We start from the raw sequence: 4356 nt of genomic DNA, 5'->3' as shown, positions 1-4356 counted from the left end.
CGCTCTTGTGCAAGGTGGCGGCGCGATCGGCGGCGCCGAATGCACCGCGCAGCGCGCCCTCGACCCGCTCCGGCACCTTGGCGAAGGTCATTTCGCCGTCGAGAGATGCGAAAACGGCGCCGCCGATCAGGGCCGCGCCGCAGAGTCCGGTCAGAATCGTCCCGCTGAACCATTGCACCGAGACGCGGCGGCGGTCGATCACGGCGGCTTCAGAACCATCGACGGATAGCGGCGGCTCGTGGCCGAGATCGATGATCCCGGTCTCACGCCCGTAAGCGCCGCGTGACGTCCTGTGGTTCACTCAAGTCCCCCAATCAACGACCCAAGAAGCCCGCTTCGAACCTTGTCCTGGTCGCCCTCTTGAAGGGGGATCGCCGGAAAAGGCAAGCCGCGCAGGCGTCCGCGCTCAGGAGGCCCCGTGAATGGGGCCGGCCGAAATTACGAACAGCTGGACGGGTAAAGCTCTCTCGATGTCTCTCGAATGTCCGGGGAAGGCTGCGTCATCTGCAAGATCGCCTTCCTCTGACCCCATGAAAACCGCCGGCAGCCCCCTCTGGCATCCCCCGCGATTCAAGCTTGTCTCTTATCAGAACGCCGCGGGATTGTGGCTCAAGTACGGCGCCTGTCATGGAAAAAGTTTCCTGAACGGCGCGCCGTAAAGGGCCCCGTCCGACTGGGGGGGCGTAGCCTGCCCCGACCTGGCGGGACTGTCCATCCGGCTCGGGATGTCCGGCCGGGGATCGTCGGGCTTGGGCTAGGCCGCTACCCCGCTGGGTGAGCGGGAGCGCCCAGAAGGGTGACGGGGGAGGGGCCCGGGAGGGGGGGGGGCTTAAGCGCCCTCCGGAGCCCGCCGGCGGGCAAACTTTTTTTCAGATTTTTTGCCGCCCCGCCCCGGCCGCCGCGCTCCCGCCCTTTCTAATCCATTGGAAATGCTGTAATTTTTTCCACGGTCCACCGTGCGACGATTTGTTGACAATGGGCGTTGACAATCCCGAGTGCGGGGGCCTATAACCCGACCACTGAGCGCGGCGCCGCCGGGTCACTGACCAAGGCGAGCGAACGCGCCACTGATGCTCCTCACTTTGTTGAGTGCACAACAGCCGATGCAAATCGGTTGGAGTTCATTCATCGTCGGTAAGGGTGTCGGAACCCTTCCTCTCTGGAAGGTTGAGGCCTCCACGGTCTCGGGCTGTTTGACAAGTGAAGATGAAGAAAGAGAAACGTGGACGGCGGAGTCCTTGCGGGTCTCGCTTTTGAAAAGCTTCGGCTTTTCTGATCGAGACCGGACGAAAGACTTCGGCGGTACACGTTTTCAAGGAAACACCATCGTTGCCAGCGATGTGAATCGCAGGCAGCTCGGCGACTTCGGTCGTCGGAAAAATGGTGGGACCTCGTCAAACGTTGTGATCAGCCGGTTCAAAGTTCAAGTCCAACTTGAGAGTTTGATCCTGGCTCAGAGCGAACGCTGGCGGCAGGCTTAACACATGCAAGTCGAGCGGGCGTAGCAATACGTCAGCGGCAGACGGGTGAGTAACGCGTGGGAACGTACCTTTTGGTTCGGAACAACACAGGGAAACTTGTGCTAATACCGGATAAGCCCTTACGGGGAAAGATTTATCGCCGAAAGATCGGCCCGCGTCTGATTAGCTAGTTGGTGAGGTAATGGCTCACCAAGGCGACGATCAGTAGCTGGTCTGAGAGGATGATCAGCCACATTGGGACTGAGACACGGCCCAAACTCCTACGGGAGGCAGCAGTGGGGAATATTGGACAATGGGGGCAACCCTGATCCAGCCATGCCGCGTGAGTGATGAAGGCCCTAGGGTTGTAAAGCTCTTTTGTGCGGGAAGATAATGACGGTACCGCAAGAATAAGCCCCGGCTAACTTCGTGCCAGCAGCCGCGGTAATACGAAGGGGGCTAGCGTTGCTCGGAATCACTGGGCGTAAAGGGTGCGTAGGCGGGTCTTTAAGTCAGGGGTGAAATCCTGGAGCTCAACTCCAGAACTGCCTTTGATACTGAAGATCTTGAGTTCGGGAGAGGTGAGTGGAACTGCGAGTGTAGAGGTGAAATTCGTAGATATTCGCAAGAACACCAGTGGCGAAGGCGGCTCACTGGCCCGATACTGACGCTGAGGCACGAAAGCGTGGGGAGCAAACAGGATTAGATACCCTGGTAGTCCACGCCGTAAACGATGAATGCCAGCCGTTAGTGGGTTTACTCACTAGTGGCGCAGCTAACGCTTTAAGCATTCCGCCTGGGGAGTACGGTCGCAAGATTAAAACTCAAAGGAATTGACGGGGGCCCGCACAAGCGGTGGAGCATGTGGTTTAATTCGACGCAACGCGCAGAACCTTACCAGCCCTTGACATGTCCAGGACCGGTCGCAGAGATGTGACCTTCTCTTCGGAGCCTGGAACACAGGTGCTGCATGGCTGTCGTCAGCTCGTGTCGTGAGATGTTGGGTTAAGTCCCGCAACGAGCGCAACCCCCGTCCTTAGTTGCTACCATTTAGTTGAGCACTCTAAGGAGACTGCCGGTGATAAGCCGCGAGGAAGGTGGGGATGACGTCAAGTCCTCATGGCCCTTACGGGCTGGGCTACACACGTGCTACAATGGCGGTGACAATGGGATGCTAAGGGGCGACCCTTCGCAAATCTCAAAAAGCCGTCTCAGTTCGGATTGGGCTCTGCAACTCGAGCCCATGAAGTTGGAATCGCTAGTAATCGTGGATCAGCACGCCACGGTGAATACGTTCCCGGGCCTTGTACACACCGCCCGTCACACCATGGGAGTTGGTTTTACCTGAAGACGGTGCGCTAACCCGCAAGGGAGGCAGCCGGCCACGGTAGGGTCAGCGACTGGGGTGAAGTCGTAACAAGGTAGCCGTAGGGGAACCTGCGGCTGGATCACCTCCTTTCTAAGGATGGTTCTTCAGAAGCTTGCTTCTATCGAACCGTTTTAGAAACATCAGTGGCCAACAGATCGCCAGATCGTTGAGCTGCATTGGCGGGATTTCGCCGTCTACGTTTCTCTTTCTTCGCGGACGAACACGCGCTGGGGCTGCAAGCTGCAGATCCCTGGTCCTTGACTGGATATGCGTTAGGGGCTTGTAGCTCAGTTGGTTAGAGCGCGCGCTTGATAAGCGTGAGGTCGGAAGTTCAAGTCTTCCCAGGCCCACCACTTTCATCGAGTGAGCATTCGTCTTCTGGTTACGGGGCCATAGCTCAGCTGGGAGAGCGCGTGCTTTGCAAGCATGAGGTCGTCGGTTCGATCCCGTCTGGCTCCACCAGATGGTTTGATCAATCGACTGATCGTGCACCAAAATCGTCCGCGAAACATCACTTCGCAGCTTGCTAGTCTGGATAGACAGCAAGTTGCGTGATTTCTGACATCGTAAAGAGGAGATCGATCCGAGTTGGATCGTGCGGCAAGCAATTGCCACGCGAGACTTCATTATCTCCGGATCATTTCGGCGCTCGTGCGTCTTTCAAAGGTAGCTCACAAGGCTGCGCTTGAGAGACAAGCGAGTTGTAAATGATCCTTTTAGCGAAGCTTGACCGCCTCGCTATCGGAACGATCTTACGAAGCAAGCTGGTCTTTCTAATCATTGTCCGGCTGCAGATAGCGTTCATCGAGAGCGCGTGCCGTAAGGTAATTCTGCAGACAACATTCTGCCGAGTGTGTGGACATTGATAATGAGAGCAATCAAGTGCCTTAAGGGTGTTCGGTGGATGCCTTGGCGCTGAGAGGCGATGAAGGACGTGCTACGCTGCGATAAGCCGTGGGGAGCTGCGAAGAAGCTTTGATCCATGGATTTCCGAATGGGGAAACCCACCTTCGATAGCCGGAACTCCAAGACCTCAGTCGAAAGACTGTGGTGTGGGGTTCGATCAGAAATGAGAGATGCCTAGGCCTTTAGATTTCGATCGAGAGGTTTTGGATTTCCGGTTATCAAGAGAAGGTATGAGACTTCTGAATACATAGGAGGTTTCAAGCAAACCCAGGGAACTGAAACATCTAAGTACCTGGAGGAAAGGACATCAACAGAGACTCCGTTAGTAGTGGCGAGCGAACGCGGACCAGGCCAGTGATACATCAAAGACAATCGGAACCAGTCAGGAAAGCTGGGCCTCAGAGGGTGATAGCCCCGTACGAGTAATGCGATGATGTATCCACGAGTAAGGCGGGACACGTGAAATCCTGTCTGAACGCGGGGGGACCACCCTCCAAGCCTAAGTACTCCTCAGCGACCGATAGTGAACCAGTACCGTGAGGGAAAGGTGAAAAGCACCCCGACGAGGGGAGTGAAATAGACCTGAAACCGGACACCTACAAACAGATGGAGCCCAAGATA

The 4356-nt window shown here is 56.6% G+C and carries 2 tRNA genes, 2 rRNA genes and 1 pseudogene (1 of these 5 cut by a window edge); 4 read left to right on the top strand and 1 reads right to left on the bottom strand.

Annotated features, from left to right (window positions below):
- Positions 1-301, bottom strand: a pseudogene (locus MOV75_RS16660) (hypothetical protein); the annotation flags it as partial.
- Positions 302-1430: 1129 nt separating this feature from the next.
- Here MOV75_RS16660 and MOV75_RS16655 point away from each other — a divergent pair.
- The 4 genes from MOV75_RS16655 to MOV75_RS16640 form a co-directional block, all read left to right on the top strand.
- Positions 1431-2919 (top strand): 16S ribosomal RNA (locus MOV75_RS16655).
- A gap of 186 nt (positions 2920-3105) precedes the next feature.
- Positions 3106-3182: transfer RNA gene (locus MOV75_RS16650), tRNA-Ile, on the top strand.
- A gap of 33 nt (positions 3183-3215) precedes the next feature.
- A tRNA-Ala gene (locus MOV75_RS16645) sits at positions 3216-3291 on the top strand.
- A 414-nt stretch (positions 3292-3705) separates the two neighbouring features.
- Positions 3706-4356 (top strand): 23S ribosomal RNA (locus MOV75_RS16640); it runs 2221 nt beyond the window's last position.
- Together the 16S and 23S rRNA genes with 2 tRNA genes alongside form the textbook arrangement of a ribosomal RNA operon.

The organism is Bradyrhizobium sp. PRIMUS42, assembly GCF_023006515.1.
Taxonomy (GTDB): Bacteria; Pseudomonadota; Alphaproteobacteria; order Rhizobiales; family Xanthobacteraceae; genus Bradyrhizobium.
This window is presented reverse-complemented; position numbering and strand designations above follow the sequence as displayed.